Raw genomic sequence first — 26,888 nt, forward strand, 5'->3', positions numbered from 1 at the left:
TGCGGATTTCACTAATGATTATTGAAGACTTGCCTTTTCTTGTTGTCGGGCTTTTTCGCAGAGTGGCCTTTGCCAGCGTCAGCCGGCTGGGGCCTGCAGTACCGTACCGGCCACTGCATTGAAGTAATGGATAGTCACGTCGCGCTGTACGATCTGCCACCGGCCATTGCGTCGCTGCAGACGATCACTGTAGGTCGCACCCACCATCTGGCACTCCGGCCCCGAGGTCAGGGTCCCGATGCAATCGACGTCACAGACACAGGTGGCATCATCGATACCCTGGAACTCGACAAGGTGATTGGTGCTGAGGTGATGGGATTCCGCCCAGGCCGGCCAGAGCACCTCGTGTACGGCCTCGCGGATACCGGAATGTCCGCTGAAGCTGCCGAAGGGGGGGCCTATGTTCCAGACACAGTCCTCGCTCCAGATGGACAGGAAGAGGTCAAAGTCCCGGTTGTCGAAGCCGTGACAGTAGGCTGTGGTGAGGTCGATGATGGCAAAGCGGCTTTCGAGCTGATCGAGCCGCGCGGCCAGGGACTCACTGCCTGCAGCGCTGTTACTCATGATGACACCTGCTTGTTATTTACCCCTGCCGACCGTGACCGAACGAGGCACTTTGTTTGTTTGCGTCTAGCAAGTGTAGTGACTTTTGACAGTGAGTCAATAGGCCCGGGCGGCATTTTGCACCCGGGCCAAGGGGTTTCAGGGTGCCGATTCTTCCTCTAGCCCGAAGGCCAACAGCACGTTGCCGGGCATGTGGAAGTAGATGCCGTAGCCGGAATTCACATACATCATGCCGTCGTCAAACACGGGACCGGCACCGCCCCCGAAAGAACCGCCGCGGCCGGATCCTCCGCCCAGCACCGGGTACTCGCGGGCCGAATCAAACGACCAGAGCACCTCGCCCGAGTCCTGTTCGTAGAGACGCAACACGCCGTCCATGCCGCCGGCCATGACCCCGCCGTCAATCGCTGTGGACGCGGCCGACAGGCCCGGCTGACAGAACTCGCGACCCGCACAGACATCCTCGGGACTGGGGGTATACCAGCGCACTTTTCCTGTCGGAATATCCACCGCGAACATCCCCGGGTAGGCTTTACCCGGCCAGCGTGGGCCACCATCAAAATCGGACATGGGTACGTAGAGCGTGTCCCCCTGTACCGACATGCCGAAGTGCACCCCGCCCTGGATACCGCCGCGACCCAGCTTGCGTCGCCACACAAACTCGCCGCTGTCGGGATCGAGGGCGAAAATTTCCCCAGACTTCTGCCCCGCGAGCACCAGGTCGCGCCCCTCGCTGGTGGTCATGCGAATCGTCGCCGCCCCGAAGTCGTAGTCGGGACCGTCCTCGGGCGGGCAGTTGATGCGCTTTTCTGTTTCACAGCCCATGTTCCAGGCATCACCGGGGGTCATCTGCTGACTCCAGACGATTCGACCGTCCTCCATGCTCAGGGCCAGCACCGCGTCGCTGGTTTCGTTCGCCGGCGAGGAATAGTTCTCCCCGGTGCCCACAAACATCAGCTTGCGTCCGGGGTCGAGTGCCGGCGTATTCCAGACCGGGGACCCCGAGGGCGCGATGCGCTCGGTGCCGATGGCATTGCGGCCCACGACGGTTGGCGGCTCGTCGATGGTGTAGCTGGTAAAAAGGTGCTCCCCGCTGTGGGCGTCGTAGACCGCCACCCCGCCGCGGAAGGTACAACAGGCATATTCCGGGTCGGCGGCCGCGGTGACTTCCAGCGAAGACAAGGACACATAGAGGCGCCCATCGTGCAGCGCTGGCGCTGCGGTGATGGTCAGGCTGGGGTGATCATCCGGCCGATCGCGCCAGACCAACTCCCCCGTCACGGCATTCACCGCATACACGTTGCCGATAAGGTCACCGAAGTACAGCAGAGGCTCGACCTCGGCGCCAGCCTCCCAGGGCTCGACCACGATACCGGTGCGAATCTCGGCCACCGTGGAGAAGGTCCAGCGCACACAGCCGGTCTTCTTGTCGAGCGCCCATAGAGTGCCGTCCTGACTGCCGACGTACAGCGCACCGCCGGCGATAGCGGGCTGGGAGCGTGCGCGCACCGCGCCGGGAAAGGCGAAGGCCCACTTCAGCTCCAGGTCCTGCGCCTCGGCGGCGGTCATGCCCGCGATATCCGCGGGAAAGAAGCGCTGATTGCCGCGATCCACGCCCCAGCCCCGGGTTGTTGGCGGCGCAGCGACATCGAACTCGGCGGCCGCGCCGCTACAGACAGGCGCCGGATTCACCGCGTGAGCGTCCAGTGACTGCCCCGCCAGGTGCTCCGCCAGAATCTCCTGCTCTCGCGACGACATCGCCGACGCCTGAACCTGCATCACCCCCGACTGCATGGCGCGCAGGATGGACTGGGGCGACATGATCTCCAGCAGACTCATTTGCGGCGCCTTGGAGACCCCGCCACCATGGCAGGCCTCGCAATGCTTCTGGTAAAGCTGTTCGCCGTCGGGCAAATCATCTGCGTAGGCCAACGACCCCACCAGGGCCAGCAGCGCGACACAGCGCAACGCGGCATGTTTCATCAGGTTTTCTCCACGTGATAGCCGGCGCGAGGAAAGTGCACAACCACCTCACCGACTCGCTCTCCATGCCGCCGCAGGGCGACTTCCGACACCGTCAGTGATTCCAGCACACCCTCCACGGGCACCGCGCCGTAATCCTGCGATGTCACTCGTATCGGGTCCCCCCGGCGCAAACCCAGGGGGTCGCGTTCATCGACCTCTCCACCACTGGCCGGCACGGCGCTCCGGGCGATGGCCAACGCTTCCTCCGCGCTCAGCTCCTGCCGGCTGCCGTGACCCAGTGCGTTGACCCGCTTCTCCCAAGCGACGAGCCGGGCGAACTCCGCCAGCAACGCGTCGCCGTCGCGAATATTTCCCCGGCACATCCACACCGGGAAAACCCCGAGGATATCGGCCCAACCAGGCTGCTCACCGAGCAGGAAGGCACGCCCGTCCGACAGCATGTCGTCCAGCAGCGCCAACTGGCTGCGAAATTCCGCAAGGTAATCGGGAATCGACTGGGGCAGGCTTTCAAAGTCGATAAAACTGAAAAAGGCCCGGCGGTCGCGCAGGATGTCCTCGGGCAGTGCGTCGTTGGTTCCCAATGACAGCGCCGCCCCGGACCGGAAAAAGGCCACGTCGCTCCAGTGGGCCAGCGCAAGGCACAGGCCCCGGCTTTGCCCGGGAAACAAAGAGGGCTGGGGGAAGCGTCGCTCCAGCTCCAGGGCGATTCGCTGGGTATCGCAATAGATATCGGCCCCGACCTGCAACACCGGCGTCTTGCGATAGCCGCCGGTCAATTCCGTGAGATCGGGCTTGGGCATGACCATGGGTATCTGTACCGATTGCCAGGCCAGCTGTTTCAGCCCCAGCGCCAAACGTATCTTTTCGGCAAACGGCGAGATGTCAAAGTGATGCAGGATAAGATCCATGTGAACCCCGTGCGTCAGGCAAAAAAAGGGCCGACAGAATCGGCCCAGGAGACGTCACAGCACGTCGAGAAACTCAGTTACCGCCAAAGGTCATGCCGACCTCGAGACCGTAGGTGCGCGGCTGGCCGTAGTAGGTCATGGTCCACAGGTCGGCCACCGGCAGCTCACCGATGCGATAGGTCTCGTCGGTCAGGTTGCGACCGTAGAGACGCAGGAAGAACTTCTCGCTGGCGTCGGTGTAGGTGACGCTGGCGTTGAGCAGGGTGCGGTCGTCGGTCTTGCCGTGATATTCCGGGCCGACCTGCGAGTAGACGAAGATCGCCTCGTCCTCATAGGCCACATTCGCCACCCAGGACAGGTCACCTTGCAGGAAGTTGTGGGTGTAGATCGCGTCCACGCTCCACTGCCACTCGGGCGCTCGGTTGACATCCTCGTCACTCAGATCGACGTCGGTGACCCCGTCGAAGTCGGTGTCGGCAACGAACTCGTCGTACTCGCTGTTCAGGTAGCCGAGATTACCGCGCACGGTAAGCCGGTCGGTCAGGGCCGCCGAGACTTCCGCCTCAAGACCGTAGGAGGTCATGTCCGCTGCGTTGAAGAAGCGGGTTTCCTGGAAGTTGCCGCCGAAGGGGTTGCTGAACTGGGCCACCAGGTCCCTCTGGGCGTCGGAATACTCGACATAGAAGGTCGCCAGGTTCACCCGCAGCTGGTTATCCATGAAATCGCCCTTGAAGCCCAGCTCGAGGGAGTCGGCGATTTCCGGGTCCGTGGGAGCCGCCGAACGCGCGGTAATCGGCGAGCCCGAGGTACCGGTCTGATCGTTGTAGGCGCCACTCTTGAAACCGCGAGAGTAGTTGAAGTAGGCGAACAGGTCATCCGAGAAGGTGTGGCTGACGGTTACCCGCCAGGTCGGCTCTTTCCAGGTCTCCGAGTCCTCGAAGACACCGGTGGAGTAAGTGTTGAAGTTGGCCGCATCCAGTCCACTGCCGAAGTCACGCCAGGTCAGGTTGGGGTCGAAGCCACCGGTGAGCTGCTGGAAGAACACCTGGTTGCGACCAATCCAGCTCTTCTTCTCGTTGGTGTAACGGAAGCCACCCGAGATGCTCCACTTCTCATCGATATCGTAATTGCCGTCGACAAACAGCGCCCAGTTTTCCGCGTCCTGGGCGTTACACATGACCTGGGGGTTATTGTTCCACCAGGTGGGGTCGCCGAAGGCCTGAGTGCCCACACCCAGCAGGTCGAGGAAGCCGAGCACCTGTACCACGCAGAAGGTGGTCTCATCTTCCTGGTAGAAGCCGCCCGCCACGAAATTGAAGGGGCCGGCAAAGTCGGAGGCGATGCGCACCTCCTGCTGGAAGGTCTCGCGATCATCCAGGCGGTTGGCGTCAAACAGGGAATTGGGGCCCACCTCACCCGTGTAAGTGGAGGGCAGCTGGCTCTCCTGCTCGCGCAGGCCGGTCACCGAGCTGATGGTGTAGTCGCCCACTGTCCAGTCGAGGTTGAGGTAGTAACCGTCCACATCGACCTGGTGGCCGTCGGACATATTCATCAACACATCGTCGCGGTTCGTAATACCGGCGCGCTTGTAGGGGTCACTGCCACCGTCGTTGGTCAGACCCAGCGAATTGAACACCACCGGGGCGTCCGGGGGCGTGCCGTTGACCACGGGCGGGGAGTCGCCGTTGTCGCGGATGATCTCGTACTGCAGCAGGGCCGAGAAATTCTCGTTGGGTTCCCACAGGGCCTTGATGCGCCCGGAGATCACATCGTCGCCGCCCTGCTTGCTGCCGTCGCCCTTGCCGGTCGTACCGAGGGAAGGATGCGTGGGATCAAACGCGGTAACCGGGCCGTATTCGGCGTTGTTGCGGTAGAAGCCGTCGGACTCCATGTACATCCCGGCGGCGCGCAGGGCAAAGGTGTCGCTGACCGCGAGGTTGGCAGCGACCCGCGTTTCGAAGCGGCCAAAGTTCTCGACCTTGCCCTGGACCTCCAGGGAGTTGCTGTCAAACTCGGGGCGCCGCGTCTTGACGTTGATCACACCACCGGTGGTGTTCTTGCCGAACAGCGTGCCCTGGGGGCCGCGCAGGACTTCGATCTGCGCGATGTCGAACATTTCCAGCAACTGGGTCTGGATATTCGGAATGACGAAATCGTCCACCGTGACACCGACCTGGGGATCCTGGTAGACAATGATCGAGGTCTGGCCCACGCCGCGCATGGCAAAGGAGGCGGCGTTGAAACCGGCCGGCTTTGCCGCGGAGAAGTTGGGCACCATGCTGGCAATGTCACCCAAGTCACGGGGCGTCATGCGCTCGATGTCGTTGCTGGTGATGGCGCTGACCGACACGGCGGTGGTCTGGATATCGGTTTCGGAACGGCGGGTGGCCGTCACCATCACCTCTTCCAGGGCCGGGCGGTCCTGGGCGATCGCCGCGGGCATCCCCGTCGCCAGCAAAACCGGGGTCAGGCCAAGGCCGAGGGACTGACGGAAGCGCTGCCAGCGGGTGACACTGCGATTACGTGCAAAGGGAATCATGGCTGTTCTCCGAAGCGTTATAAGTATTTTGAAAGTGCTTCAAAAATGTAAACAGTGAACTTGTTTATGTCAAGCAAGTTCACTGTTACTTTTTTTTTTACCTCACCGCGCGAGACGACGCTCGAGTTCAACGTGGAAATGCCGCAGGCGCTGCTCCTGCTCGCTCCACAGCTGGCCGTCGAATCCGCGGGAACGCATGCCCTGCTGAACCACCGGCAGCAGCGAAGCATCCTGGCTCAGCACGAGGCCGAGACCCGCGTCCTCTTCGATGCTGTAGTACTCCATTTTGGGCCGTACTGCAGCGGTCATGTCGGTATCTTCCGGCAGCCCCATCCAGTCCGGCGGGCAGTAATTGGGATCCTCCACCGGGAACACCAGGGTCATGGTGTCGTAGTAGAAGCGCTCCGGGTCCGACTCGTGCGGCAGGAAGCGCATCAAAAAGACCGCCTCGGGATGGCAGCCAATCTGTACGTTGGGGAAGATCCCGGTGGCCCAGCTGTCCGACAACTGTCCATCTGTAAAGCGCGAGTAATCCAGACCCAGGCGCTCGGCGCGGGCGCGCTTGCCCTGCTGAATGGCCCGTCGCACGTCCTCGGCGGTGCCGTCAAAACCCTGGGGATCCACACCGGCGTCCTCGAGCATGGCCTTGAGGCCCTCGTTCACCGTCTTCTGGTCCGCAACCCGCGGCGAGGGCTGCCCCAGGGGTACGATCATGCGGCTGGCACCGTTGGGATAGAGGTCGTACTGCACATTGAGGTCACCCATCACACCGCGGGTTTCCGGATGCACCGCGTGCAGGTGATAGCTTTCGTAGAAGGCCTCCACGCCCACCTTCCAGTTGGCGCCCCATTCGCTGCGCACGTGGCGCACGACCTTCATACCTTCGATCCTGTAGGCTTCCAGATACCCCTCGGGCAGGCCGATGGACTCCTTCAGGGGCGGGGGGTTGGTGTCCATGTTGACGAAAATGATGCCGGCGTGTTCCTCGCAGGCCAGGGGCTTGAGTCCCGGACGGTGCGCGATGACTTCCGGCTTGAAATACTCCTCGTCAGTGATCCGGCGCAGCTCCCCCGTATGGTGAAAGCTCCAGCTGTGAAAGGGGCAGACAAAGACCTTGCGATTGCCGCGCTCCTCGTGCACCAGTCGCGCGCCGCGGTGGCTGCAGACGTTGTAGAAGGCCTTTACGCCCTCTTCCGTGCGGGTCACGATGATGGATTCTTCGCGGATATTGAACAGGAAGTAATCGCCGACCTTTTCCAGGTCGGAGCTGACGCCCGCGATGAGCCAGCTGCGGGTCCACATTTTCTCCCACTCCAGCGCCATGAACTCGCGGCTGAAGTAGCCATCCTTGGCGGCCACGTCCACGCCGTTGTCGACGTCAGGCTGCTTGGCCTCCAGGGATTCCGGCGGGGCGTCCGGGTTGATGATGGCTACGGGTACACCTTTGGCATTCATGTCGACTCTCCTTATAAGCTTTATAGATGCAACAACGGGTCTGTCAATCGACTCAATCCACAGCGTTCATCCTTGAAGCTGGAACACTGGCATGGTCAGGGTCTCGGACCAGTTCTCGAAACTCACCTGGACCGGCTGCCCGACGCGCACGGCCTCCGGGTCGCAGTTGACGATATGACTCATCATCCGCGGCCCTTCCTCAAGATCAATCAGGGCAACCACATAGGGGGCCTCATAGGCAGGCGACACCGGCTGGCGCACGACGGTAAAAGTGGCGATATGCCCCTTGCCGCTCGCTTCCCGCCAGGCCAGCTCGCGTCCGCCGCAATGACTGCAGAGTATCCGCGGATAAAACTGTGGCTGCTGACAGTCACGGCAATACTGGAGCAGCAGTTTGCCCTCGCGGCAGCCCGCGTAATAAGCATCCGAAAGTGCGGAGGATGTCGGAAACGTGCGCTCCATGTCAGTTGGCCTCCCGCCCGAGAATCAGTGTGCAGTGGCTGGAGAGGATGCCGCCCTGGGCGTGCAATAGTCCCACGTCGGCCTTGCCCAGCTGCCGCTCGCCCGCGGTGCCGCGCAACTGCCAGACCGACTCCGTCAGCGCAAACATCGAACCCGGATTACCCGGATGCGAGTGGGACAAGAGGCCACCGTGTGTATTCACCGGCAATTGACCACCGGGTCCAATGCCCTGGTCGACGATGAACGGGCCGCCCTCGCCCTTGGCGCAGAAGCCCAGATCCTCCAGCTCGATCAGCACCGTCGGCGTGAAGCAGTCATAGAGCTGGGCAAAATCCATGTCCCGCGGCCCGAGACCGGCCATGGCATAGGCGCGCTCTCCCGCCTCCTTCGCCGCCGATGTGGTCAGGTTGCGAGCCTGACTGATGTGCTCGTGACTGTGCCCTTCGCCCATGCCCAGCAGATACACCGGGGCGTGGGGGAAGTCCTTTGCGCGCTCGGCGGAGGTCAGCACAATGGCCGAGCCGCCATCGGACACCAGGGAGCAATCCAGCAGGTGCAGCGGGTCGGCAATCATGCGCGAGTTGAGCACGTCTTCGACGCTGATCGGGTCGCGTTTCTGTGCCGCCGGGTTGAGCGCCGCGTGGGCACGGCAGGCCACCGCGACCTCTGCGAAGTGTTCCGGGCGAGTACCGTATTCGGCCATGTGCGCCTGACCCGCGAGGGCATAGTAGGCCGGCACAGTCAGCCCCCAAGGCTGCTCATACTGGGGGTGGCCGGTGGATGACTGGACCAGCATCGCCTGCTGGCGCGACAGCCCGCTGCGCAGGCTGTCCGCCATGGCCACCACGACAACATCGGCCATGCCGGTGGCAATTGCCGAGGCCGCGTGGTGAATAATGGAAAAGGTGGTGCCGCCACCGGCACCCACCGCCATGCAATAGCGGGGAAACATCTGCAGATACTCGGCCATTGCCTCCGCGTGGTAGAGCAGCGGCATGGACATGCTGTTGCAGGTAATCAGGCCGTCGACATCCTCCTTGCGCAGGCCGGCGTCCGCCAGCACCCGCTGAATCGCGTCAGCGCACAGCTCGAAGGCATTGAGTTCCGGCACCTTGCCCACCGGCGTATCCGCCGCACCGACAATCGCCACTTTTCCGCGCAGGTTCTCCCCCATGCAGTCGTCTCCTTATCCTGCCGTGTTCAATACCGCCACGGCGGTACCGGGGGTAATCACATCGCCCGCCTCGTTGCGCACGAAGAGCTCGAGCTCAATCTCGCCACTGGTCGGGTCGAAAGCCAGTACCTTGCCACCGGTGGTCAGGGTCTCGCCGATATAGGAGGCCTGGCGATTGGAGTAATCAATGGAGACCAGCCGGCCGTCGTCCCCCAGCCACTCCTCGACGCACTGGTTGAGCCAGTCACCCAGCATGGGCCCGGCGATAACCAGACCCGGGTAGCCTTCCACCTCCTTGGCGTAAGGGGCGTCGAAATGGATGCGGTGAGCGTTGAACAGGACCGCGTTGTAGAGGAAGAGCTGCACGTTGTCCGGGGTGAACTGCCGCTCGGGCAGCGCCTCGCCAACACTGACGCTTCGTTGCTGATTTACCTGTTTCTGTTGCACCTTGCTTACCTCAGAATCCGGGTGGTTTTCTCGCGAATGACCAGGTTGCCGTCGTCATCGACGATATCCATGTCCACCTCGTAGAAAATCAGCGGGCCGGAGCGACCGATCTTCTCGTAGATATTGCTCAGGGTCCGGGTCGCGGTCAGCCAGTCTCCGGGACGGACCGGCCGGTGATATTCAATATGCAGTCCCCCCGCCATCGCCTTCTCGAGCGGGAACTTCGGCAGCAGACGATCGATGGACACCCCGTCGGGGCTCAGTTCGTCCAGCTCTACTACATCCCAGAACAGGGCCACGTGAAACATGGGTGGCGCCTGGTCACCGTCCAGGTATTTGCGCTGGCGGTTGCCGGTGGCAATGGCGTACTTGCGAATCTCGCGGCGCGTCACCAGCTCCCTCACCGGCTCGCTCTGGCGGCCAATATTGGCCAGTAGTGCATCGTTGAGCACAGATGTCATACCTTGCGTTCCCCCTTGTCCCAATACGGATCGCGCAACACGCGCTTGAGAATCTTGCCCGTGGGCGCCTTGGGCAGGCTGTCCACGAAGTCCACGGATTTCGGTTTCTGGTAGGAGGCCAGATGCTGTGCCGCCGTGGCGATAATGTCCGCCTCGCTGGCCTGCATTCCCGGCTTCAATACCACCACGGCCTTTACGGCTTCCCCCCACTCGGGGTCCGGCACACCAAAGACCGCGGATTCCAGTACGGCGGGGTGCTCGTGGATGGCCGCCTCGACCTGGGTGCTGTAGATGTTTTCACCACCACTGATAATCATGTCCTTGGCGCGGTCGACGATGAACAGGTAACCCTCCTCGTCCCACACCGCGACGTCCCCGGTCCACATCCAGCCATCCCGCAGGGTTTGCGCGGTCAGATCGGGTCGACGCCAGTAGCCGATCATGTTGGCCTCGGAGCGCACCACAATCTCCCCGGGTGTCTTGCCATCCCGCGGCACCGGCTTGCCCTCGGGGCCGACGACGTTGATGGTGGTCATGAAACCCTCTCGCCCGCAGGAATCCAGGCGTTCGGGGTGAATGCCTTCCAGCGCACGGGCATGGTCCTCCTGGGACAGGAAGCTCATGGTCATGCCCTCGGTCTGGCCGTAGCCCTGGATCAGGGTGCAGGGCAGCGAGGCCAGGGCCGCCTGTACCACGCTGTGGGGCATGGGTCCGCCGCCATACTGGATATTGCGCAGGCTGCTGAGGTCGTAGTCGGAGAAGTTGTCCACCGCCATCATCCAGTTGAGCATGGTGGTGATGCCAAGGAAGGCCGATACACGCTCGCGCTGGATGACTTCCAGCGCAAGCTTGGCGTCAAAGTTGATCAGGACGACCGGGCAGCCGTGGGCCATGTAATTGATGGCCAGCCCCACCGGAATGTGGAACATCTGGCCGGTCAGCATGTATACGTCCGTGGGCACCACACGCTCGGCGACCGTCTGGTTGATCATGCCGGCGAACAGCGAATGGTGGGTGTGGAGTGCGCCCTTGGATTGACCGGTGGTGCCGCCGGTGTAGAGAATCAGCATCGGATCGTGGCCGCCCACCTCCGCGGAGCGTGCAGGCTCCTCCGTGCCAGCCCCCGCCAGTAGCTTTTCGTAACTGCCGTCACTGTCGACGCCGAAGCTCAGAAGATGCACATCGCTGGCCTGCCGCACCAGTGCGGCGGCCTGGTCGGCGTATTCTGCCGAGTATGCCAGCGCCGCGGGCTCACCGTCGTCGAAGATGCGCTGCAGCTCGACCTCACCGAGACGCCAGTTCAGGGGCTGGGCGATCAGACCCACGCGGCCACAGGCAAAATAGAGCTCCATGTATTCGATGCAGTTGCGCGAGAGCACTGCCACACGATCCCCCTTGGCCAGTCCGAGACCGACCAGGCCGTTGGCCAGCCGGCGCACGCGCTCGTCCAGCTCGCCATAGGTCATGCGCCGATCGTTGGGGATATCGATCAGGGCTTCGCGGCCGGGCGCGAGACGCGCGGTCTTGGCCGGGATCATTCCCAGGTTCATGCGTGTTCCTTATTAGTAGGGTTTGTCGAGTTCCAGATGCCGGCCAAGCAAGCGCCAGTCGCCGCCCTGCTGTATGACACGGTCGTGGTAGACACCGGCCGTGAGGAGACGAATCTCGCCGTCCTCCGTCGCCAGCAGGGTCAGGTTGGAGGTGACTTCCACCACCCCGGAGGCATCCCGCTCGCCGAAGAAAACATTGGAAACCACGTGCCGCCGCTTGTCGGTCTGGGCGGACACCGCAGCATTCATCATGTCCATGATTGCGGCCCGCCCCTCGAAGGGACCCGCCAGCTCGCCGCCGGCGATGCGCATCGAAAAACGGGCGTTTTCGGCAAACAAGCCGGCGAGATCTTCCATCGCGTGTTCGTCCAGCGCGAAGGCTGCCCGGGACAGCAGCTCCTGGACCGCCAGTTTTTCTTCCACCGAAACGTGTTGGGTCATGTCCTGCTCTCGTGGCACCTCGGGGTGCCTGTTGTTATCAACAGGATTGCATTGTAGTCGCAACTTGAACTTCCCTCAAGTTGTTGCAAACAAGTTTTTAAATTTTGTCCAAAACTGGACAGACACCCCCTTAACGTCGTACAACTCGTCTGGAAGAACCTGAATATGGTTTAAGTTGTGAAATCATCCGAATCCTCGCCCAAATCCCGGGCCGGCAGCTCCCACAGAAAACCCTCTCGCGCGAAGAGCACTGTTTCGCCGCGGGGCGACACCCGCGGCGAGCGACGCCGGCGAAAGATTTTCAAGTCCCTGCACGACTGCATCATTCGCAAGGGCTATGTGAAGACCACCCTCGCGGACATCGCCGAGGGGGCGGACATGACCGCCAGCCACCTGCTCTACTACTTCAAGGGCAAGGAAGACATCCTGGAGCAGTACTTCCAGAATGTGTCAGTGCGCTTCCTCGAGCGCATCGAGACCTTCGGCGGACACGATACCGAGGAGCAGATCGACCTGCTGGCGGATTTCTGGTTCAAGGGCGAGACCAGCACCCGGCAGGAAATCGGCTTCATGCTGGAGTGTTTCGGTGCGGCGGTGAATGACGATGTGCTCAAGGTGACCAAGGCGGACTTCGATGCCCGCTGCAAGGCCTACCTGGTGGACCTTTTCGACGGCGCCGGAGAAAGTCTTTTCACCAACAGCCGCGATGCCGCCGAGCTGGCCTATTCCATGATGATCGGCCTGCGCTCGGCGGTGTACTTCGACGATGACATCACCCTGGAACACGCCCACCGCTTGTTCCGGCAGGCGCTGTTCAGGATGAGCGGCCTCAGCCGTCAGGCTGCGGCCTGACGCAGCCTCGGCAGGACCTTCTCGGCGATGTAATCGAGCCGTGCGTTGCCCGAGGCAACCGACTCCCCGGGGAACTGGGCCCAGAAGTGGATATCGCAGATCTGCGGATAGGTCTTCACCATCTCCGTAAGCCGCGACACCGCGGTATCGGCATCCCATAGTTCGTACAGGCCGTTTTCCACCACGTCCTTCCAGTTGTCGTAGACCGGCGCCTGATCGGGGGGGCCGAAGGCGCCCCACTGGCTGTAGGCATTGGTCTGGTAGATCAGGTGGTCGCCAATGCGGGCCGCCTCGCGCTCCGGATCCTCGGCAATGATCGCCCAGCAACCCAGCACGATGCGCCCCTGGTCGGCCTTGCCCTGCTTGTCGAGAAACTCACAATAGCTGTCCATGCCGATGCCCCCGGTAGAAAGGAAGCCATCGGCCACGCGGGCGGCGCGCTCGATCGCCGGCGGCGCCATGCCCCCGAGATAGACCCCCGGGGTATGTACCGGCGCCGGCGTAACACAGAGGTCGCCCACCTCGAAGCGCTTGCCGGAAAAGTTGACCGGCTTGCCCGACCAGGCGCGACGCAGCACCTCGATGCCCTCCTCCATCAGGCTGGGCCGGTGCGAAAGCTTGCGGCCGAACTGATCGAACTCCATCTGGCGGTAGCCAATGCCCACCCCGAGATCGAAGCGCCCGCCGCTGATCAGCGACAGTGTGGCCGCGTCCTCGGCGACCCGGATCGGGTCCGCCAGGGGCAGCAGCATCAGGTTGGTGCCCAGGTGCATCTTGCGCGTCTGGGCGGCAATGGCACTGGCAACCACCAGCGGCGAAGGGGTGTAACCATCGTCGCAGAAGTGGTGCTCGGTCAGCCAGACCGAACTGAAGCCCTTGTCCTCGGCCTCGCGGATTTGCTGCAGGCGCTCGCGATAGAATTCCTCGAAATCCTGGCGCCACTGCGCCGGATTGCGAAAGTCGTACCAGAGTCCGTAATTAACATCTTGGCGCATGTTGCCTCCCGGACAACTCAGGAATGGGTGGCCAGGAACCGCAACAGCTCCCGGTTGTAGTCTTCAGTCACTTCGATGAAAGGCGCGTGCCCGACACCCTCGAACTCGATCACCGTGGCTCGGGGGTGGTTATCACCCACCCAGCGCCCAATTGCCGGATCGACAAAGGCGTCCTGGGAGCCCACAAAGGACAGTACCGGGCAAGGCAGGGAGGCCAGCATCTCGCGCTGATCCAGGGGCTCCAGCTGGGCAATGGTCTCTATCGCCCGCGGGGAGGCCTGGCAGAACACCTGCCATATCCACTCCACCACCGGGGGCGGCACCTCCTTGGCACAGACCGCCTGGGACAACCCGTGAAGGAAGGCGATGCGGTCGGCCTTGAGCCCCGCCACCGTCGCGGCCATATCCTCCGGCTGCCCGCCCAGGGGAAGATCGGGCTTCTGGATGTAGATCGGCGAAGCGCCACCAGTCAGCACGACCGCACGACATGACTCACCCAGGCGGCTGGCCGCTTCCACGACGACCGCTCCGCCCAGGGACCAGCCATTCAGCACAACGCTGCTCAGACCCAACTGCTTCACCAGCGCCACAACGTCGCCGGCAATCGCCGAGATGCCCGGGTCGTCGAAGTCCTTGTCGCTCTGGCCGCAGCAGCGGTGATCCAGCATCACCACCCGGTGGCCAGCGTCCCGCAGGGCCGGCAGGACGTTGTCCCAGGCCCGCACATTCATGCCCCAGCCGTGCACCAGCACGACGGCGCTGCTGCCCTGCCCGTGGCTCTCGTAGTACACCTGCCGTCCGCAATCGGTCGTCATGTATGCCATGTTATGTTTACCTCCTGGTCAGAATCCGCCGGATGGTTGCTTCGTAATCGTCGAATACGGCCATCAGATCCAGCGCGCCGGGATTGACCAGCCACTGGTAGATGGTGCCGAAAATGAAGGAGTTGAACTTGACCCCGAAGAGCTCGGGATTGACCTCCGGATCAATCTCCCCCGCCTCGATCCCCAGGCGCACCCAGCGCGCGGCATCGTCGCGGTAGATGCGGTGGTGGTCGGCCAGCTTGTCGCGGATCTCCGAGTCGTGTCCGAGTGACTCGTACCAGAGAATGTACATCGCACGCATGTAGCTGGCCTCGGTGTTGAGGAAATCGCGCACCGCGTGCAGGGCAGAAATAATCGCCTCGATACCGGTCTTGCCACCAACGTATTCCCCCAGGTGGGACTTCCAGCGCCCATCGAAGCGGATGAACATCTGGTTGAGGAAGCCCGCCTTGGAGCCGAAGCGCGAGTGGGCCAGCCCCCGGCTGTAGCCCGCCATCTCGCCGATCTCCTTCAGGGTCGTACGCTCGGTACCCCGCTCGATGATCAGCTTGATCGCCGCCTCGAACATCCGCTTGTCGGACAAAGCCGTGCGCTCTGCCTGGGTACGGCGCCGGTTGGGCACTGATTTCCCGCCCTTCTTGGCCCCAGTGCGCGCCTCGGCAGCCTTTACCGGCGCCCCCGCGGCACTGTCATTTGATGTGCTGTACGTCGAACTCTCCGCTTTCATGCATCACCCGCAAACGTTTCTTGTCGATTTTTCCCACGCTGGTCTTGGGTATCTCGCCAACAAAGGCCCAGTATTCCGGAATCCAGAATCGCGCGACCTTGTCCTCGAGAAACTCCCGCAGCGCAGCTCCACCCACGGCATCCTTGCCCGCCAACACAATGGCCAGGGGCCGTTCCTGCCAGCGCTCGTCGGGGGTGGCAATGACCGCTGCCTCCACCACATCGGGGTGAGACAACAGGGTATTTTCCAGGTCGACCGACGAAATCCACTCACCCCCGGACTTGATGACGTCCTTGGTGCGATCAGTCAGCTGCACGAAATGTTTTTCATCGATATGCCCGACATCACCGGTGCGCAACCAGCCATCGCTGGTAAAGGAATCCGGCGATTCACCCCCGTGGTACCCCCCGGTAATCCAGGGGCCGCGCAATTGTAGCTCACCCACGTCCTGGCCGTTGTGGGGCAGCGGATTGCCATCGGCATCCACCACCCGCACCTGCACGCCCGGCACCGGGCGGCCACTCTTGGCGCGCCAGGGGGTTTCCCCAGCTGGACCGGGGTCCCTGGGCGGGTGAGACAGGTGGCACAGCGGGCTGGTCTCGGTCATGCCCCAGCCCTGCAGCACCGGAACACCCCAGCGCTCGCGCACCGCATCGATCATGGCCGGCGCCACTGCCGCGCCCCCCGATACAAGCATACGGAAGCAGCTCAAGTCCAACTCGCGCTGCTGGGAGACCCGCAGCAGATCCCCCAGGATGGTCGGCACCATCGCGGTGAAGGTCGGGCGCTCCTGACGAATCATGACCTCGATGCCCGCGGGCTGCAGGTGGGGCCCGGGCATGATGAAGTCGCTGCCACTGAACCAGCCGGAATACGGCAGGCCCCAGGCATTGGCGTGGAACATGGGCGGCAGCAGCAGAATACGGTCGCGTTCGTTGATGCCGAAGGTATCGGTAGCCCGGGAGGCCAGCGAGTGCACGAAGGTGGTGCGATGACTGTAGACGACGCCCTTGGGATTGCCGGTGGTGCCGCTGGTATAGCAGATGGCCGCAGCGCGCGTTTCGTCGATATCCGGCCAGTCGTAGTGGCGCGGCTGGCTGTCCAGGGCGCTCTCGTAGTCGACCACCGGCAGCTGCTCCAGGTGGCCACTCTCACCACCCACCAGGAGAATGTGCGTCACGCTCTTGAGCAGGGGCACAACCGGGGCGAACATCTCCTGCAGGCTGGCATCGAGAATCACCACCTTGTCCTCGGCATGATTCAGGATATAGGCCACCTGCTCGACCGACAGGCGGATATTCGCGGTATGCAGAATCGCCCCCATGGAGGGCACAGCCAGATAGGCCTCCATGTGAGCCTGGTTGTTCCAGCTGAAGGTCGCCACCCGGTCGCCCTGCTGCACACCCAGTTCATGCAGCACATGGGCCAGCTGAGCAGCGCGCTGGGCAGTCTCACTGTAGCGGGTATAGTGGGTCGACGTGCCGTCAAAAACCCCGATACGGCTATCGGGGAACACCGCGTGACCGTGCTCCATGAGCATGCGCACAGTCATCGGCATGTGCATCATGGTGGCGTGCATATCCATTATTGTCTCCTTACCAGTTTCCCTTGGCGGCCGCGGCGGCCTCTTCCAGTAACGCGGGAACATCGTATTCCAGGCCCCGGGCGTAGTCCGAGTCGACCTTGCCGGCGCAGTAGAGCTCCCAGGCACCCTCGACAATGGCCGCCAGTCGCCAGAAGGCAAAGCACATGTAGAAATCCATGTCGCGCAGGGGCAGCCCGGTTGCCGCCGACCAGCGCTCTGCCAGCGCGCGGCGGCTGTGCGCACCGGGGCGTCGACTGACCGCCTGAATATGGCGAAAGCCCGGGGGGTCGAGCTCTCTCGGCCCCCAGAACATCAACAGCAGCGCGAGATCCGCCAGCGGGTCGCCGATGGTCGCCAGCTCCCAGTCGATGATGGCCGCCACCTCGGGTCGCTGCGGGTGCGACAGGGTGTTGTCCAGGTGATAATCGCCGTGGATCAGGCTGGCGTGGGTCTCCGCTGGCAGGTTTTCCAGCAACCAGCCGGCCAGCTCGTGCAGCAGGGGCAACTCACGTACCGGGGCTTTGGCCCGGGTGTCCCGCCAGCGGGTAATCTGCCGCTCCAGGAACTGCTCGGGGCGACCGAAGCGCTCCAGGCCCAGGGATTCCCAGGGCAGGCTGTGCACCACCGCCAGCTCGTCGACCAGAGACTCGCCCAGACGATTGACGGTTTCCGCGGTATCCGGGTAGGTGTCGGGAAGCGCATCGGTAATGGAGACGCCCTCGACGTGGCCCACGACCAGGAAGGGGCGCCCGATCACCTCGGTGTCCTCGCACCAGGCCACCATTTTCGGCACCCGGGCCCGACCGTCCAGTGCCCTGAGCACCTTGGACTCCCGCTCGATGCCGCGGTGTGCGGTCGGCGAGATCGCGTTCTCCGGCGGCGTACGCAGCACCAGGGGACCGCTGTCACTGTCCAGCTGGAGCGTCAGGTTGGCATTGCCGCCACTGAGTCGACGCGCCACCTGCACGCCCGAGACCCCCGCGTGCTCCGCCAGCCAGCGGGCCAGTGGCGGATTCATGGCATCCAGCGCATCACTCATCCCGGCACCCCGAAACTGCTCATCAGGCCACCATCGGCGGGGATAAAGGCGCCGGTCATGTAGGTCGAATTGGCCACCCAGAAAGCCACCTCGGCGACTTCCTCGGCACGGCCGTAGCGCCCCAGGGGAATGGTCTTGCGCATGCCTTCCAGGGCCTTCTCCGACAGACCGCCGGTCATCTCGGTCAGCACCAGGCCCGGAATCACCAGGTTGACGCGAATGTCCCGCGCCGCATACTCGATGGCCAGCGCGCGGGTCAGGCCGGACAAACCGGCTTTCGAAGCAGCATAGGCGGAATCCCCGGGGAAGCCCCGGAAACCCACGACCGCCCCGACGTTGAGAATGGCCGCGCCAGACTGCAGGTGCGGATCGGCGGCGCGGATCACGTTGACCGCACCCTTGAGGTTGGTGGCCAGGACCGCATCCCAGTCCTCGGCGGAGATCCGCCCGATGCGACCGCCACGGTGCAGCCCCGCATTGTTGACCAGGACATCGATCCGCCCCCAGTGCGCGATCACCCGATCCACCGACGCCTGCACCGACGCGGTATCACAGACGTCCGTCCGACAGGCCAGGCAGGCATCACCGAGCTCCCGCGCCAGATCTTCTATACTGTCACTGCGGGCGAAGATCGCCACCCGGTCACCCGCCGCCAGCGCCTGCTCGGCAATGGCACGCCCAATGCCCCGCGAAGCGCCGGTGACAATCCAAACTTTCTGATCAGCCATGATTTCACTTCTGCTGGTTGGTGAGTAAAGAATTATTTGCTTGTTTGCATCTAACAAGTCTAAACTGGGCGTCGCCGAAGTCAAGCAAAACCATGTGTTGGCGGGCAAGACAGCGAAACCAAAACCGCATTGCTTATCAAACAAAGAAGGTGTCACCGTGAGCTGGAGCTTTGAAACCGACAGCGAATTCCAGAAACAGTTGGACTGGATCGCTACTTTCACCCGTGAAGAAATCGAACCCCTGGACCTGGTCTTCCGCGGTCCGGGCGATCCCTGGGACCCGGACTCCCCGGCAGCGAAAGCCATGGAGCCCCTCAAACAGATCGTCAAGGAAAAACGCCTGTGGGCCTGCCACCTAGGCCCCGAGCTCGGCGGTGAAGGCTACGGCCAGGTCAAACTCGGCCTGATGAACGAGATCCTCGGGCGCAGCCGCTTCGGACCCAGCGTGTTCGGCTGCCAGGCCCCCGATTCCGGCAATGCCGAAATCCTCGCCCACTTCGGCACCCCCGAGCAGAAAACCAAGTACCTACAGCCTCTGCTGGATGGCAAGATTGCCTCCTGTTATTCCATGACCGAGCCCCAAGCCGGCGCCGACCCCGCCGAATTCACCTGTACCGCGACCCGCGACGGTGACGAGTGGGTGATCAACGGCGAGAAATGGTTTGCCTCCCACGCCCGATTCTCCGAGTTCCTGCTGGTGATGGTGGTCACCAACACCGACGTTCCCATCCACGAAGGCGCCTCCATCATTCTGGTGGAAAAAGGTACGCCGGGGATGGAGATCATCCGCAACTCCGCCGTCGGCCCCTTTGTCGAACAGGGCGACGGTGTGCACGCCTATATCCGCTTCAACAACTGCCGGGTGCCCGCCGACAACTTGCTGGGCGAAGAAGGCCAGGGTTTCCTGGTGGCGCAGACCCGCCTCGGCGGCGGCCGCGTACACCACGCCATGCGCAGCGTGGGCGTGCTGAAGAAAGCCATGGACATGATGTGCGAGCGCGTGGTCAGCCGCACCACCAAGGGCGAGCCACTGGCCAAGAAGCAGCTGACCCAGGAAAAAATCGCCGACAGTTACACGCAGATCATGCAGTATCGCCTGCACGTGCTGTATACCGCGTGGCTGATCGACAAGTACAAGGAATACAACCGCGAGGTGCGCAAGGAGATCGCCGCGATCAAGGCCGCCACGCCCAAGGTGCTCCAGGAAGTGATCTACCGGGCCATGCACCTGCACGGCAGCATCGGCGTATCCGATGAAACGCCGCTGATGACCATGTGGGCCAACATCCCCGAGCTGGGCATCGTCGACGGGCCCTCGGAAGTCCACAAGATCACCGTGGCGCGGACCGTACTGCGCGATTACGAGCCGGTGCAGACACTGTTCCCCAGCTACCACACCCACACCCAGCGCGAAGCGGCCATGAAGAAGTACGGCCACTTCCTGGAGGGAAACAGCTAGCGGGGAATGGCGATCTCGGTGCGGGGCATGCTCTCGGGCATCCCCCCCAGCGCCACGGCGCAGCGCGAGCTGCCGCAGAAGTAGGCTACCGCCATGGACAGATGCAGCAGCTCGGCTTCCGTGAACGCTGCCTTGAGTTCAGCCTGTAGCGAGGCCGGGATGCCCGCCGGGTCCAGGTGGAACTGGCGGGTGAAGGCCACGATCAGGCGCTCCCGCTCGCTCAGGACCGCCTCATCGGCACCCTCCTGTATCACCGCCACCTTTTCCTCGCTGAAGCCATCGGCCACGGCGACGTCATAGCGCACCGCGCGGCACATCACGCAGCCGGTGAACTGCGCGTTCTGCAGGCGCGCCAGCTCGACCTCCGCGGGGGACAGTTCGCCCGCGTCCCAGACTGCGCCATTGAGGGCAATCAGGGATTCGACCACCTCGGGCACCATGCCCAGGGCCGAGTCGCGAATCACGTTGCCACTGCCGCCCTGCCCTTCCGGGACCTGCACTCTCGCCACACTGCTCATCTCATGCCTCCTGTTTCGATGTCTGCCAGATCAGGCCCAGGCGCTGCAGGCCGTCAAATACGCCGAGGGATTGCACCAGCGCAACCAGGCCGACATCGCCGTAGTGTGACTTGACCGCTTCCGCCTGCGCGTCCGTGATCGCCAGGGCATCCATGGCATAGATTTCGGTAAATTCCAGGCATGCCCGCTCGGCCTCGGTAAACAACGGCGAGCGGTGCCAGTCGCGCAGGGCCGAGCGGCGCGCGGCGTCCACCGGCACCACGGCCAAGCTCTGATCACCCTCGCTGCGATGCAGCTGGGCCATACGCAGGCGGCACAACTCCAGCACCGGTCCGGGTACATGGGGTTGCTCCCAGAGGCTCTCGTACATGGCCAGGAAAGGTTCGCCCAGCTGTGGCAGCCGCGCCATGATGGCCTCCCGGGATGAACACTCTTGCACGATCCAGCTCACGTCAATCTTCTCCTGATTTCAAATGGTTGCCGTTACCGGCGGCTCCCTTTGAGCGCCCCGCTGTCCGCGCTACCCGCCGAAACCCTCGCCCCCGGCCGCCTCGCCCATGCGAACCAGCCGGCTGTCGGCGACCGCGAGCTGACGATGCAGCACTGCCTCCTTGTACGCCGGATCGGTGACCATGGCCATGAAGGCCCTGGCGTTCGGGTAATGGGCGATAAAGGCGATGTCCCAGTACTCGTCGGCGGGGCCGATCACCATGGCTTCCGGTCGCCCGCGCCAGACGATGCTGCCACCGAGGCGTCGAAACACGGGGCCACTGTCGCGACCGTAGCGGGTGTAGGCCTCAGCGCCCGAAACCTCCTCGCCGTCCGGATAGCGGACGCGTGCATTGAGTCGGATCAGATTGAGCATCCAGATCGGGGTATCCCGGGGCAGGGACTTGAAGTGGTCGAATTGTTCGCGGGTGGGGTCGACATTGCCGCTCATTGCAAGCCTCCTGTTATTGTTCTGGCAGCTTACCGCCAAAGGCTGCATAGGTATACCCATTCGCCGGATGTGGCGGCGCCCGGCAGGCACTGCGCCACGACTATAGTATGCTCGGCCACCGCAATAAACGGACGGAGCCCTGCGCTCCCCACCCTAGAGGAGAAAACCATGAAAGTGATCGTGATTGGCGGATCCGGCCTGATTGGCGGCGACGCCGCACTGGAACTGCAAAGCCAGGGGCATGAGGTCACCATCATGTCCCGCAAGGGCCCGCAGGCCCCGGCCCTCGCCGCATTGCCCTGGGTACAGGGGGATTACATCAACGATGACCTCGCCGATGGCCGCCTGCAGGGCTTCGAGGCCATGGTCTTCGCCGCCGCCGCGGACATCCGCAACGTGCCCCAGGACGGCTCCGTCGACCCCGCCGAGTTCTATCGCCAGGCCAACGACATCGCCGTACCGCGCGCCTTCGAGGCGGCCCGGGACGCCGGCATCCGCAGCGCCGTGTACATCGGTTCCTTCTACTCCCAGGTGGCCCCCCACCGCGTCGGCGAATGCCCTTACGTCACCTCCCGTCACAACACCGACAAGGCCATTCGCGCCCTGAACACCGACACTTTCCGCGTGGTCAGCCTGGACTGCCCCTTCGTGCTGGGTCACATCGATGGTACGCAGGTGGACTACATTGCCGCGGTTGTCGCCTATGCGCGCGGGCAGCTGGAAGGCGTGCCGGTATTCGCTCCCGAGGGCGGCACCAATCACATCAGCTCCCGCTCGGTTGCACAGGCGGTGGCCGGCGCCCTGGCCAATGGCGAAGGCGGCAAGGCCTACCTGGTGGGTGATGAAAACCTGACCTGGAAAGAATACCTGGAATTATGGTTCCGCCTCGCGGGCAACCCGCAGGATATCGAGGTACGCGGGGACGACCACCCGCTGTTCCCCAACGCGATCATGTTCGCTGGCCCGGGAGCCACGGTGTCCTACGAGGTGGATCCAGCGGACCACGAGGCCCTGGGCAGTTTCGATCGCCAGCAGATCGAACCGACCATCAAGCGCATTCTCGCCGCCTACAGCTGACCGGCGCGGCCGGGCTGCGGCGGGCACGCCTGCCGCGGCGCCAGCACCTGACTACACACGCACACCCATGGTGTCCCGGGCCTCCCGCGCCAGGGACTCCTGGAAATCCGGATGCGCCACCGCCACAAGGGCCCGGGCCCGCTCGGCGATGGAGCAGCCACGCAGCCTCGCCACACCGTATTCCGTCACCACATAGTCCACCTGCGCCCGTGTGGTGACGACACCCGCGCCACTGGCCAGATGGGGCACCAGGCGCGACAGCGTGCCACCCCGGGCGGTGCTGGGCAGGGCAATAATCGACTTGCCGCGCTCGGAATAGCTCGCGCCCTGCACAAAATCCACTTGCCCGCCCACGCCCGAGTAAATCCGGTGGCCGATGGAATCCGCACAGACCTGGCCAGTGAGGTCGATCTGCAGCGCACTGTTGATTGACGTGGCCCGGGGATTCTTGGCGATCACCACTGGGTTGTTGACGAACTCCACGTCCAGGAACACCACCTCCGGGTTGTCATTGACATGGTCATAGAGTGACTGACTGCCCATGGCGAAGGAGGTGACCGTGCGCCCCCGGGAAATCTTCTTGCGCGCATTGTTGATCACGCCGCTGCGCAATAGCGGCAGCACGCCGTCGGCGAACATCTCCGTGTGAATACCCAGGTCGCGGCGGTCCCCCAGGCAGGCCAGTGCCGCGTCGGGGATGGCGCCGATACCCATCTGCAGGCAGTCGCCGTCCTCGATCAGGCTGGCCACGTGCTCGCCGATGGTTCGCTCCACCGGGGAAATCTCGCGCTCGCCGTGCAACAGCAGCGGCTCGGGCCGGGTATAAGCCACATCGATGTCCCGCAGGTTGATGAAGCTGTCGCCGTGGGTCCGCGGCATCTCCGGGTTGATGTGGGCGATGATGCGCCCCGCAACATCGCAGGCCGCCTTGCTGGCCTCGACGGAAATACCCAGGGAGCAATTGCCGTGCCGGTCCGGGGCGGAGACCTGGACCAGGGCCGTATCCACGCGGGCGTCACCGCGCCGGAACAGCTTGGGGATCTCGGAGAGAAAAATCGGCACATAGTCGGCGCGGCCCTGGTTGATCAGGTCGCGGGTCACCTGTCCGGCAAAAAAGCAGCGGTTGCGCAGGTGCCCGTCCAGGGCCGGGTCCGCCAGGGCCTCCGCATGCTCCAGGTGCAATTGCATGATGGTCACATCCTGCAGCGCCCGCGCATGCTCTGCCAGTGCCTCCAGCAGCACCGTGGGTGTGGCCGCCATGGAGTGGCACCACAGGTTTTCCCCCGAACCAATGACCGACACCGCTTCCAGCGCAGATTCGACAAACAGCGTCACAGACCCCCCAAACTTGCTGCAATTCAGTACTTTATACCACAGCCGGGATGGGTCTTCCGGCACGGGCAAGCGGACGCAGCCTGGTCTACACTTCCGGCATGATCCCGCGCACCAGTGACATACTCTGGCAGGACGCCCAGCACCAGGCCCTGTTCGAGATCCTCGACCTGCTGGCGGAGCCGGACTCCGACAATGAAGTGCTGCAGCGACTTTACGAGTATACGGAGATCCATTTCCGTCTGGAGGAGTACTACATGGTGGCGCTGGACTACCCCGACCTGGAGACGCACCGGGAATCCCACGACCGCTTCCGGGAAGAGATCGCCTGCCTGCTGGAGGGGGGTATCGACGAACCCGGTTTCCGCAACGCGGTAACCATATTCCTTCGCGAGTGGCTGCAGCGCCATGTTTTCGGGGTCGACAAGGATCTCGAGGCCTTTATCCTGGCCGCTGACGCCAAGTGAATCGAGCCGACTCTGGAACCGCGAAATGAATGAACTGCGCAACAAGGATGCTCCGGGCCGCGGCGTCGCCGTCATCGTCTACGGCCTGTACCTGGGAGCCATCATGACCTTTGTGACCCTGCCCCTGGGCGCGCTGCTGGCCGCGTGGCGGCTGCGACACAGCGCCGACTGGGTTGCCTCCCACCTGCGCTTCCAGCTGTGGACCTTCGCCGGTCTCGCGGCCAGTGGCATCGCCGCGCTGCTGCTGTGGCGCGTGCTCGGCCAGATGGCGGCGCCGCCGATGTCCGCCTGGGCCTTCGGCTACCTCTACTTCACCCTGGCTGTCGGCTGGATGATTGGCCGCTGTGGCGTGGGTATTCATCGCCTTACCGCCAACCGCCCCATCGAGCGTCCTGACAGCCTGCTGTTCGGCGGGGTGAGCCCGGCCTTCAGTGACGGATGATCTGCCGGTAGATGGCCGGTAAAGCCACCGCCAGGTGCTCGGGGCGCTGCACGATGCTGTAGCCGCCGCGGCTGAAGATGCGCTGGAAGTACTGCTGGGCCTCCTGGTCGATGGTCACCGCAAACACCCGCACCCCGCTCTGCCGGGCATCGAGCACCGCGCGCCGGGTATCCTCCACCGCATAGCGACCCTCGTAATAGTCGGTATCGTTGGGTTTGCCGTCGGTGAGCAGCAGCAGTAGCCGGTGACGCTGGGGCTGCTTTGCCAGCCCCGCAGCCAGGTGGCGGATGGCCGGCCCCATGCGGGTGTAGGAGCCCGGCTGCAGGGCCTGAATGCGCTGTTCCACAGTACGGTCCATTCCCTCCGCCCAGTCTTTCAGGGTATTCACCCAGACCTTTTCCCGACGACGCGAGGTAAAGCTGTGGATGGCAAAGGCATCGCCGCAAGCGGCGATGCCGTGAGCCAGCACCAGCACCGCCTCCTTCTCGACATCCAGCACCCGGCGATCCTCCAGCCAGGCCTCGGTCGACAGGGACACATCCACCAGCACCGAGACCGCCAGATCGCGATCCTGCTCGCGGGTCGCCTGGTAGAGCCGGTCGCTGCTCTGCCCACAGGCGCGCTGGTCTGCCGCCGCGCGCACCACCGCGTCGATATCCAGCTGGTCGCCATCGGGCTGGCCGCGCAGCAGCAGGCGCCGGGGCTGCAGGGCCTCGAACTGACGCCGCACCTGGCGGATTCGACGACGCATGGCCAGATCCGGCTGCCAGCGCTCCCCCTCGCTTTCCTGGACCCCCGCCAGGACCACGCAGTGGTCCTGCAAATAGCGACGCTCGCGGTAGTGCCATTCCGGGTAGCTCAGGCGTGCCGCCAGCGGTGCCCCGGTGGCCTCAGCCGCCGGCAGATCCAGCTCCAGGCGCAGTTTGGCCGCCGCCTGCTGGCGGTGGGGACTCAGGGTGATCTCCTCCAGCTGTTCCGCATTGCGGGCGGCATGCTCGTCTTCCTCGTCATCCACCAGGCGATTTACATTGACCATTTCGGCCATGGAAAGCAGTTTTTCAAAGCGGTTGAACACCAAGGGGTCCTCCCGCTCGGCCTGGTCCTGACGCCGGCGCTGTGCCTTGCGTCGCCCGGGACGGGCCTGGTCGCTGGTTGCGGCGGACTCGGTGGATTCCGGCTCCGCATCCGGCCGCACCACCCCGCCTGGCTGGACGGCAAAGGCGTTCGCCCACAGGGGCACCGGGAGAGGCGGCCGGTAAGCCCGGGGCGCATTCGACGGAAAGCGCGGCTCGCGGACAAGCGACTGCCAGCGCTCCGGGATGGCCTCACCGGCCCCCTGGGCCAGTGCCGCGACAATCAGTGACTCGAGCGCCTGCTCCACGGGTGGCAGCGAGCGCTGCGGGCGCAGGGGCAGCAGGGCCCCGGCGAGACGACGGTAGCGCGGCGCCAATCCGGGAAACTGTGCCAGGGCCCTATCCACTCCCTCCAGGGCGGCCTGCAGGGCCAGCAAATCCCGATGCAGCGGGTCTTCGACAGAAGGTACGACGGGGAGACAGGCGGCGTGGGCCGCCAACCAGAAATAGAGATCGCGATTCAGCGCCCGATCGGGAAATACCGACAGCTCCGCGGGCAGCAGAAGATTCTCCTGGTCGCGACGGCTGACCACCTGTCGCTCCCGGGACTGCCCCAGCCACTGGCGAAAGTTGAGACGATGGGCCGATTCCTCGGCGGCCACCGCATTGACACCCAGGGCGGGATCCCCCCCCGCGGCGCGGAAAAATACGCCGAGCACCGGGAGCACGCTGTCCAGGCTCACCGCCGCTTGCGGGAAGCTCGGCCAGCTCGCCGAACGGGAAGCCCAGCGGTGCCAAAAGCGGCCGGTGACCTCCTCGATTTCCAGCCACTCCCACACCGCG

The 26,888-nt window shown here is 63.8% G+C and carries 27 protein-coding genes; 5 read left to right on the forward strand and 22 right to left on the reverse strand.

The genetic code is table 11. The annotated features are described in order from the left end of the window. Window positions 1-78 precede the first annotated feature (78 nt). The 11 genes from ACYVGS_RS04740 to ACYVGS_RS04790 form a co-directional block, all read right to left on the reverse strand. The gene (locus tag ACYVGS_RS04740; RefSeq protein ID WP_460587486.1) at window positions 79-564 is read right to left on the reverse strand and encodes a nuclear transport factor 2 family protein; all 486 of its coding nucleotides are present in this window, start codon (window positions 562-564) and stop codon (window positions 79-81) included. A gap of 138 nt (window positions 565-702) precedes the next feature. Next, window positions 703-2,547, reverse strand: coding sequence for an outer membrane protein assembly factor BamB family protein (locus tag ACYVGS_RS04745; protein ID WP_460587487.1), 1,845 nt, complete (start codon window positions 2,545-2,547; stop codon window positions 703-705). After that, window positions 2,547-3,458: a glutathione S-transferase family protein gene (locus tag ACYVGS_RS04750; RefSeq protein ID WP_460587488.1), complete on the reverse strand. Its 912-nt coding sequence runs from the start codon at window positions 3,456-3,458 to the stop codon at window positions 2,547-2,549. The genes ACYVGS_RS04745 and ACYVGS_RS04750 overlap by 1 nt, the downstream gene beginning before the upstream one ends. Window positions 3,459-3,531: 73 nt before the next feature. Beyond that, window positions 3,532-5,997, reverse strand: a complete 2,466-nt coding sequence (locus ACYVGS_RS04755; RefSeq protein ID WP_460587489.1) for a TonB-dependent receptor — start codon at window positions 5,995-5,997, stop codon at window positions 3,532-3,534. Window positions 5,998-6,099: 102 nt separating this feature from the next. After that, the gene (locus ACYVGS_RS04760) at window positions 6,100-7,452 is read right to left on the reverse strand and encodes an aromatic ring-hydroxylating oxygenase subunit alpha (RefSeq protein ID WP_460587490.1); all 1,353 of its coding nucleotides are present in this window, start codon (window positions 7,450-7,452) and stop codon (window positions 6,100-6,102) included. 66 nt (window positions 7,453-7,518) lie between these two features. Then, complete coding sequence (locus ACYVGS_RS04765) at window positions 7,519-7,914, reverse strand: Zn-ribbon domain-containing OB-fold protein (RefSeq protein WP_460587491.1); 396 nt, start codon at window positions 7,912-7,914, stop codon at window positions 7,519-7,521. 1 nt (window position 7,915) lies between these two features. Continuing rightward, window positions 7,916-9,088: a thiolase C-terminal domain-containing protein gene (locus tag ACYVGS_RS04770; protein ID WP_460587492.1), complete on the reverse strand. Its 1,173-nt coding sequence runs from the start codon at window positions 9,086-9,088 to the stop codon at window positions 7,916-7,918. Window positions 9,089-9,100: 12 nt separating this feature from the next. Then, window positions 9,101-9,535: a hotdog family protein gene (locus tag ACYVGS_RS04775; RefSeq protein ID WP_460587493.1), complete on the reverse strand. Its 435-nt coding sequence runs from the start codon at window positions 9,533-9,535 to the stop codon at window positions 9,101-9,103. Between the two features lie 5 nt (window positions 9,536-9,540). Next, window positions 9,541-9,996: an HTD2 family dehydratase gene (locus ACYVGS_RS04780; RefSeq protein WP_460587494.1), complete on the reverse strand. Its 456-nt coding sequence runs from the start codon at window positions 9,994-9,996 to the stop codon at window positions 9,541-9,543. After that, window positions 9,993-11,546, reverse strand: coding sequence for an acyl-CoA synthetase family protein (locus ACYVGS_RS04785; RefSeq protein ID WP_460587495.1), 1,554 nt, complete (start codon window positions 11,544-11,546; stop codon window positions 9,993-9,995). The genes ACYVGS_RS04780 and ACYVGS_RS04785 overlap by 4 nt, the downstream gene beginning before the upstream one ends. A gap of 12 nt (window positions 11,547-11,558) precedes the next feature. Further along, on the reverse strand, window positions 11,559-11,987 hold the full coding sequence (locus ACYVGS_RS04790; RefSeq protein ID WP_460587496.1) for a nuclear transport factor 2 family protein: 429 nt from the start codon (window positions 11,985-11,987) through the stop codon (window positions 11,559-11,561). A 177-nt stretch (window positions 11,988-12,164) separates the two neighbouring features. On the opposite strand from ACYVGS_RS04790, the gene ACYVGS_RS04795 reads away from it, so the two are divergent. Further along, the gene (locus tag ACYVGS_RS04795) at window positions 12,165-12,839 is read left to right on the forward strand and encodes a TetR/AcrR family transcriptional regulator (RefSeq protein WP_460587497.1); all 675 of its coding nucleotides are present in this window, start codon (window positions 12,165-12,167) and stop codon (window positions 12,837-12,839) included. On the opposite strand, the gene ACYVGS_RS04800 is transcribed toward ACYVGS_RS04795, so the two are convergent. The 6 genes from ACYVGS_RS04800 to ACYVGS_RS04825 form a co-directional block, all read right to left on the reverse strand. Next, on the reverse strand, window positions 12,824-13,834 hold the full coding sequence (locus tag ACYVGS_RS04800) for an LLM class flavin-dependent oxidoreductase (RefSeq protein WP_460587498.1): 1,011 nt from the start codon (window positions 13,832-13,834) through the stop codon (window positions 12,824-12,826). The two genes, ACYVGS_RS04795 and ACYVGS_RS04800, sit on opposite strands and share 16 nt — an antisense overlap. Window positions 13,835-13,851: 17 nt before the next feature. Next, window positions 13,852-14,658, reverse strand: coding sequence for an alpha/beta fold hydrolase (locus ACYVGS_RS04805; RefSeq protein ID WP_460587499.1), 807 nt, complete (start codon window positions 14,656-14,658; stop codon window positions 13,852-13,854). A gap of 7 nt (window positions 14,659-14,665) precedes the next feature. Beyond that, complete coding sequence (locus ACYVGS_RS04810) at window positions 14,666-15,280, reverse strand: TetR/AcrR family transcriptional regulator (protein ID WP_460587500.1); 615 nt, start codon at window positions 15,278-15,280, stop codon at window positions 14,666-14,668. A 67-nt stretch (window positions 15,281-15,347) separates the two neighbouring features. Continuing rightward, entirely contained in the window at window positions 15,348-16,970 is a 1,623-nt protein-coding gene (locus ACYVGS_RS04815) for a long-chain fatty acid--CoA ligase (protein WP_460587501.1), read from the reverse strand. A gap of 10 nt (window positions 16,971-16,980) precedes the next feature. Beyond that, window positions 16,981-18,009 carry a phosphotransferase family protein gene (locus ACYVGS_RS04820; RefSeq protein ID WP_460587502.1) on the reverse strand — a complete coding sequence of 343 codons (1,029 nt, stop codon included), beginning with the start codon at window positions 18,007-18,009 and terminating at the stop codon, window positions 16,981-16,983. Beyond that, complete coding sequence (locus tag ACYVGS_RS04825) at window positions 18,006-18,737, reverse strand: SDR family NAD(P)-dependent oxidoreductase (RefSeq protein WP_460587503.1); 732 nt, start codon at window positions 18,735-18,737, stop codon at window positions 18,006-18,008. Before ACYVGS_RS04825 ends, ACYVGS_RS04820 begins: the two co-directional genes overlap by 4 nt. A 157-nt stretch (window positions 18,738-18,894) precedes the next feature. Between ACYVGS_RS04825 and ACYVGS_RS04830 the strand changes: the two genes are divergently transcribed. Then, complete coding sequence (locus ACYVGS_RS04830; RefSeq protein WP_460587504.1) at window positions 18,895-20,196, forward strand: acyl-CoA dehydrogenase family protein; 1,302 nt, start codon at window positions 18,895-18,897, stop codon at window positions 20,194-20,196. Here ACYVGS_RS04830 and ACYVGS_RS04835 read toward each other — a convergent pair. The 3 genes from ACYVGS_RS04835 to ACYVGS_RS04845 form a co-directional block, all read right to left on the reverse strand. Further along, entirely contained in the window at window positions 20,193-20,714 is a 522-nt protein-coding gene (locus ACYVGS_RS04835) for a carboxymuconolactone decarboxylase family protein (RefSeq protein ID WP_460587505.1), read from the reverse strand. The two genes, ACYVGS_RS04830 and ACYVGS_RS04835, sit on opposite strands and share 4 nt — an antisense overlap. Before the next feature lies 1 nt (window position 20,715). Continuing rightward, a complete protein-coding gene (locus tag ACYVGS_RS04840; RefSeq protein WP_460587506.1) occupies window positions 20,716-21,165 on the reverse strand; it encodes a carboxymuconolactone decarboxylase family protein in 450 nt (149 codons plus the stop codon). A gap of 69 nt (window positions 21,166-21,234) precedes the next feature. Further along, window positions 21,235-21,654 (reverse strand): DUF1330 domain-containing protein, encoded by a 420-nt coding sequence (locus ACYVGS_RS04845; protein ID WP_460587507.1) that lies wholly within the window; start codon window positions 21,652-21,654, stop codon window positions 21,235-21,237. Between the two features lie 168 nt (window positions 21,655-21,822). Here ACYVGS_RS04845 and ACYVGS_RS04850 point away from each other — a divergent pair, with 168 nt between their 5' ends. After that, entirely contained in the window at window positions 21,823-22,731 is a 909-nt protein-coding gene (locus ACYVGS_RS04850; protein WP_460587508.1) for an NAD-dependent epimerase/dehydratase family protein, read from the forward strand. Window positions 22,732-22,782: 51 nt separating this feature from the next. Here ACYVGS_RS04850 and ACYVGS_RS04855 read toward each other — a convergent pair whose 3' ends face one another. Beyond that, window positions 22,783-24,066: an acetyl-CoA hydrolase/transferase family protein gene (locus ACYVGS_RS04855; protein ID WP_460587509.1), complete on the reverse strand. Its 1,284-nt coding sequence runs from the start codon at window positions 24,064-24,066 to the stop codon at window positions 22,783-22,785. 47 nt (window positions 24,067-24,113) lie between these two features. On the opposite strand from ACYVGS_RS04855, the gene ACYVGS_RS04860 reads away from it, so the two are divergent. Beyond that, window positions 24,114-24,530: a hemerythrin family protein gene (locus tag ACYVGS_RS04860; RefSeq protein WP_460587510.1), complete on the forward strand. Its 417-nt coding sequence runs from the start codon at window positions 24,114-24,116 to the stop codon at window positions 24,528-24,530. A 25-nt stretch (window positions 24,531-24,555) separates the two neighbouring features. Continuing rightward, entirely contained in the window at window positions 24,556-24,972 is a 417-nt protein-coding gene (locus tag ACYVGS_RS04865) for a hypothetical protein (RefSeq protein ID WP_460587511.1), read from the forward strand. Here the strand turns inward: ACYVGS_RS04865 and ACYVGS_RS04870 are convergent. Next, complete coding sequence (locus tag ACYVGS_RS04870) at window positions 24,959-26,884, reverse strand: nitric oxide reductase activation protein NorD (RefSeq protein WP_460587512.1); 1,926 nt, start codon at window positions 26,882-26,884, stop codon at window positions 24,959-24,961. The two genes, ACYVGS_RS04865 and ACYVGS_RS04870, sit on opposite strands and share 14 nt — an antisense overlap. Window positions 26,885-26,888: the final 4 nt, after the last annotated feature.

This window comes from Haliea atlantica, assembly GCF_054779855.1.

What these genes read in the sequence shown, in the direction of transcription:
- ACYVGS_RS04800 (WP_460587498.1), bottom strand. Translation starts at nt 13,834, where the DNA reads ATGCGCCAAGATGTTAATTACGGACTCTGGTACGACTTTCGCAATCCG.
- ACYVGS_RS04850 (WP_460587508.1), top strand. Translation starts at nt 21,823, where the DNA reads ATGAAAGTGATCGTGATTGGCGGATCCGGCCTGATTGGCGGCGACGCC.
- ACYVGS_RS04745 (WP_460587487.1), bottom strand. Translation starts at nt 2,547, where the DNA reads ATGAAACATGCCGCGTTGCGCTGTGTCGCGCTGCTGGCCCTGGTGGGG.
- ACYVGS_RS04740 (WP_460587486.1), bottom strand. Translation starts at nt 564, where the DNA reads ATGAGTAACAGCGCTGCAGGCAGTGAGTCCCTGGCCGCGCGGCTCGAT.
- ACYVGS_RS04770 (WP_460587492.1), bottom strand. Translation starts at nt 9,088, where the DNA reads ATGGGGGAGAACCTGCGCGGAAAAGTGGCGATTGTCGGTGCGGCGGAT.
- ACYVGS_RS04790 (WP_460587496.1), bottom strand. Translation starts at nt 11,987, where the DNA reads ATGACCCAACACGTTTCGGTGGAAGAAAAACTGGCGGTCCAGGAGCTG.
- ACYVGS_RS04825 (WP_460587503.1), bottom strand. Translation starts at nt 18,737, where the DNA reads ATGGCTGATCAGAAAGTTTGGATTGTCACCGGCGCTTCGCGGGGCATT.
- ACYVGS_RS04835 (WP_460587505.1), bottom strand. Translation starts at nt 20,714, where the DNA reads ATGAGCAGTGTGGCGAGAGTGCAGGTCCCGGAAGGGCAGGGCGGCAGT.
- ACYVGS_RS04765 (WP_460587491.1), bottom strand. Translation starts at nt 7,914, where the DNA reads ATGGAGCGCACGTTTCCGACATCCTCCGCACTTTCGGATGCTTATTAC.
- ACYVGS_RS04860 (WP_460587510.1), top strand. Translation starts at nt 24,114, where the DNA reads ATGGGTCTTCCGGCACGGGCAAGCGGACGCAGCCTGGTCTACACTTCC.
- ACYVGS_RS04780 (WP_460587494.1), bottom strand. Translation starts at nt 9,996, where the DNA reads ATGACATCTGTGCTCAACGATGCACTACTGGCCAATATTGGCCGCCAG.
- ACYVGS_RS04845 (WP_460587507.1), bottom strand. Translation starts at nt 21,654, where the DNA reads ATGAGCGGCAATGTCGACCCCACCCGCGAACAATTCGACCACTTCAAG.
- ACYVGS_RS04815 (WP_460587501.1), bottom strand. Translation starts at nt 16,970, where the DNA reads ATGGATATGCACGCCACCATGATGCACATGCCGATGACTGTGCGCATG.
- ACYVGS_RS04820 (WP_460587502.1), bottom strand. Translation starts at nt 18,009, where the DNA reads ATGAGTGATGCGCTGGATGCCATGAATCCGCCACTGGCCCGCTGGCTG.
- ACYVGS_RS04750 (WP_460587488.1), bottom strand. Translation starts at nt 3,458, where the DNA reads ATGGATCTTATCCTGCATCACTTTGACATCTCGCCGTTTGCCGAAAAG.
- ACYVGS_RS04805 (WP_460587499.1), bottom strand. Translation starts at nt 14,658, where the DNA reads ATGGCATACATGACGACCGATTGCGGACGGCAGGTGTACTACGAGAGC.
- ACYVGS_RS04755 (WP_460587489.1), bottom strand. Translation starts at nt 5,997, where the DNA reads ATGATTCCCTTTGCACGTAATCGCAGTGTCACCCGCTGGCAGCGCTTC.
- ACYVGS_RS04760 (WP_460587490.1), bottom strand. Translation starts at nt 7,452, where the DNA reads ATGAATGCCAAAGGTGTACCCGTAGCCATCATCAACCCGGACGCCCCG.
- ACYVGS_RS04785 (WP_460587495.1), bottom strand. Translation starts at nt 11,546, where the DNA reads ATGAACCTGGGAATGATCCCGGCCAAGACCGCGCGTCTCGCGCCCGGC.
- ACYVGS_RS04865 (WP_460587511.1), top strand. Translation starts at nt 24,556, where the DNA reads ATGAATGAACTGCGCAACAAGGATGCTCCGGGCCGCGGCGTCGCCGTC.